At 72.6% G+C, this 4,121-nt stretch carries 3 protein-coding genes; 2 read left to right on the forward strand and 1 reads right to left on the reverse strand.

From position 1 onward, the window contains the following. Positions 1-109: 109 nt before the first annotated feature. Entirely contained in the window at positions 110-1,522 is a 1,413-nt protein-coding gene (locus ACFU5G_RS29375) for a cation:dicarboxylate symporter family transporter (RefSeq protein ID WP_377252586.1), read from the reverse strand. A 175-nt stretch (positions 1,523-1,697) separates the two neighbouring features. On the opposite strand from ACFU5G_RS29375, the gene ACFU5G_RS29380 reads away from it, so the two are divergent. Then, on the forward strand, positions 1,698-3,356 hold the full coding sequence (locus ACFU5G_RS29380; protein WP_377252588.1) for an ATP-binding protein: 1,659 nt from the start codon (positions 1,698-1,700) through the stop codon (positions 3,354-3,356). After that, positions 3,353-4,054, forward strand: coding sequence for a response regulator (locus ACFU5G_RS29385; protein WP_377252590.1), 702 nt, complete (start codon positions 3,353-3,355; stop codon positions 4,052-4,054). The genes ACFU5G_RS29380 and ACFU5G_RS29385 overlap by 4 nt, the downstream gene beginning before the upstream one ends. Positions 4,055-4,121 lie beyond the last annotated feature (67 nt).

The following is a 4,121-nucleotide window of genomic DNA, read 5'->3' on the forward strand; positions in this document are numbered from 1 at the left end:
CCCCAGAGCAGCCCGGCCGTCGTCAGTCATGGGCCGCCCCGCCGGACGGCGGCGGGGCGGCGTCCGGCAGGCCGTACGGCGGCCGGCCGGACCTCGAACAGGTCGTGGATCAGACCGAGCTGGGCTCGGCCGCCTTGGTCCGCCGGTCCTCTGCGTCCGCGCCGGAGTCGCCGACGGCCTCGTCGCCCGGCTCCGCGGCGGCGTCCCCCGGGCCGTGCAGGTCGTCCGCGGCGGTCTCGTCGAACGGGAGGCGTCCCGCGAGCACCTCGTCGACGCGGTCGCGGTCGATCTCCTTGGTCCAGGTGCCGATGATCACCGTGGCCACGGCGTTGCCCGTGAAGTTGGTCAGCGCGCGGGCCTCGGACATGAACCGGTCGATGCCGACCACGATGCCCACGCCGTCGACCAGGTCGGGGCGGTAGGTCTGCAGGCCGCCCGCGAGGGTGGCCAGGCCGGCGCCGGTGACCCCGGCGGCGCCCTTGGACGCGATGATCATGAAGGCGAGCATGCCGATCTGCTCCGGCACGGACAGCGGCGTGCCCATGGCCGAGGCGATGAACAGCGACGCCATGGTCAGGTAGATCGCGGTGCCGTCCAGGTTGAACGAGTAGCCGGTCGGCACGGTGATGCCCACCACCGGCTTCGAGACGCCCAGGTGCTCCATCTTGGCGATCAGGCGCGGCAGGGCCGCCTCGGACGACGAGGTGCTGACGATCAGCAGGTACTCGCGCGCCAGGTACTTCATGAGCGAGAAGATGTTCACGCGGGCCACGAACCACAGCACGGCGCCCAGCACCACGGCGATGAACACGATGCAGGTGAGGTAGAACCCGACCATCAGGGTGCCCAGCGCGACGACGGCGCCCCAGCCGGTCTCGCCGACGACGCCCGCGATGGCGCCGAACGCACCCACGGGGGCGACCCAGAGGATCATCGTCAGGACGCGGAACACGATCGCCTGGATCATGCGGATGGCGTCGAGCGCGGGCTTGCCGCGCGCGCCGAGCTGCTGGATGGCGAACCCGACGAGCAGCGCCACGAACAGCGTCTGCAGCACGGACTCGCCGGTCAGCGGCGAGACGAGCGTGGTGGGGATGATGCCGAGCACGAAGTCGACCAGGCCCTCGGCCTCGCCCTCCGCCTCGTAGCTGGCCCCCGCGATGTTCAGGCCCTCGCCCGGGTGCAGCACGTTGCCGACGACCAGGCCGATGAACAGCGCGAACGTGGACATCACGATGAAGTAGAGCAGCGCCAGCCCGCCGACCCGGCCGACGGTGGCGGCCTTGGCGATGGAGCCGATGCCCAGCACGATGGTGCAGAAGATGACCGGCGAGATCATCATCTTGATCAGGGCCACGAACCCGGTACCGAGCGGCTTCAGCGCCACTCCGGTCTCCGGGGAGGCCAGGCCCACGATGACGCCGGCGACGACGGCGACGATCACCGCGATGTACAGGTAGTGACTCTTGTCGAGCCGGCGGCGCGGGGTGGTCCCGGAGCCGGCGGACTGTGTTTCCGCCATGGTGTGTTCCTCTCACAACGCTGTGTGGTCAGCGACAAGAGTGCTGGTGACGGCGGCGAACCCCACCATTGCGTACATAGTGTTCTCGACGTGGTCCCGGGCGCGGCGCGGGCGGGTCACAATGGGTCCCGTGGCGCAGCGACGGGGTGCGAGTATCGCGAGGTGGTTCCTCGCCGTGCACACGGCACTCCTGTTCGCGGGCGCGGTCATCGTGTTCGGGCTGCTGGCGCTGGACGCCCGGTCGTCGGCGGAGTCGCACGCCGCGAAGGAGAGCACGGACCTGGCGGCCACGGTCGCTGCGGAGTCGCTGGTGATCGACACGGTGGCCGAGGCGCACGCCGCCGCCGGCACGGACCGGTCCGGCACGGTCGCCGAGGTCTCGGCCCTGCTGCAGCCGTACGCCGAGCGCGTCATGGCGACCACGGAGATCGACTACCTGACCGTGATGGACACCGACCGCACCCGGTACACGCACCGCAACACCTGGCAGATCGGCCGCCAGTTCGTGGGCACCACCGCGCCGGCGCTGCGGGGCGAGACGTTCACGGAGGTGTACGACGGCACGCTCGGCCCGTCGGTGCGCGCCGTCGTGCCCGTGATGACCGACGACGGGGAGGTGGTGGGCATGGTCTCGGCCGGGGTGACGCTCGACCGGCTGTGGGACAGCATCGTGCCGCGCCTGGTGATCGTCGGCGTCGGCACGCTCCTGGCGTTCGGCACGGGCGCCGTCGCCGCGACGCTGCTGGCCCGGCGGCTGGACCGGATCACGGAGAGCAAGGGCCCCGACGAGCTGGCCCACCTGTTCACCGCGCACGAGGCGGTGCTGCACTCCGTCGAGGAGGGCATGCTCCTGGTCGAGGACGGCACGGTGGTGCTGGCCAACGACGAGGCCCTGCGGCTGCTGGACGTCCCGGACCTGACGGCCCCGTTCGCGGTGGCCGACCCGCGCCTGTCCCCCGCCGTCCGCGACCTGCTGGGCGGCGCCGCGCCGGAAGGGCCGGTCCGGGTGGGCGACCGGGTGCTGCTCGTGGGCCGCGACACCGCGGCGGCGGCCGGGCGCAACGTCGGCGAGGTCGTCTCCCTGCGCGACCGCACGGAGCTGCAGCGGGTCACGGGCGAGCTGTCGTCGGTGCGCACCATCTCCGAGGCGCTGCGCGCGCAGACCCACGACTTCAGCAACCGCCTGCACACCATCGCCACGCTCATCGAGCTGGGCCGCAGCGACGAGGCGCTGCGGTTCGTGGCCGGCGAGCGCGACCTCGGCCAGCGGCTCACCGACCGCGTGGTCCAGGCGATCGAGGAGCCGGTGATCGCCGCGCTCGTGCTGGGCAAGGCCGCCCAGGCCCGCGAGCGCGCCGTCGAGATGCACTTCGAGACGCACCTGACGCCGGGCACGCACTGGCTGGAGCCGGTGGACGTGGTGACGATCCTGGGCAACCTGATCGACAACGGGATCGACGCCGCCGCCGGGCACGCCCTCGACGTCGCCCGGCAGGACACCGGCCCGGACGCGGCCGGGCTGGTCCCGGAGGCGTGGGTGGAGATCTACCTCGCGAACGGCGACGACGGCTCGCTGGTGTTCCAGGTGTCCGACAGCGGCGCCGGCATCGCGGACGCCGACCTGGACCGCATCTTCGACCAGGGCTGGAGCACCAAGGAGGCCGTGGCGGGCGGGCGCGGCTACGGCCTGGCGCTCGTGCGGCAGGTGGTGGAGAGCTTCGGCGGCGACATCGAGGTCTCCCGCGGCGCCGGCACCGGCGCCGTCTTCACGGTCACGCTCCCCCGGCCCGACGCCGTCGGGCAGGCGGCGCCGCCCGCCGAGGTGCCCGCGTGATCCGGGTGCTGGTCGTGGAGGACGACCCGCACACGGCCGAGGCGCACGGCGAGTACGTGCGCCGGGTGGACGGGTTCGAGCTGGCCGGGGTGGTGCACACCGCGAGCGAGACGGTGCGCGCGCTGCGCGACGCCCAGGCCGCCGGCGAGGAGGTGCACCTGCTCCTGCTGGACATGAACCTGCCCGACCGGCACGGCCTGGTGCTGTGCCGGCAGCTTCGAGCCGCGGGCCTGGTGGTCGACGTGATCGCCGTGACCGCGGCCCGCGAGCTGGAGGTGGTGCGCGAGGCGGTCGCCGTCGGCGTCGTGCAGTACCTGATCAAGCCGTTCGCGTTCGGGCTGTTCGCCGAGAAGCTCGGCGCGTACCGCAAGTACTTCGACCAGATGCGCTCGCCGGTCTCGACGATGAGCCAGCGCGAGGTGGACACCGCGTTCGCGGCGCTGCGCACCTCCAACGCCGCGGGGCTGCCCAAGGGCTTGTCCCAGGACACGCTGGACACGGTGTCCGACCTGCTGGCCCGGGCCGCCGGGCCGCTGTCGGCGAGCGAGGTGGCCGACGAGCTGCACCTGGCCCGGATCACGGCCCGGCGGTACCTGGAGTTCCTGGCCGACCGCGGCGTCGCGACCCGCGCGCCCCGGTACGGCACGCGGGGGCGGCCGGAGCTGGAGTACGCCCGGCAGCGCGCCGACTCGCTGTGAGGCCGGTTCCCTTGGGGCCGATTCCCTTTGAGGGTCAGGTTTTCTTCGCTCTGAGCCGGCTCAGAGC

The sequence above is a fragment of the Promicromonospora sp. NPDC057488 genome, from assembly GCF_042802395.1.
GTDB lineage: Bacteria > Actinomycetota > Actinomycetes > Actinomycetales > Cellulomonadaceae > Promicromonospora.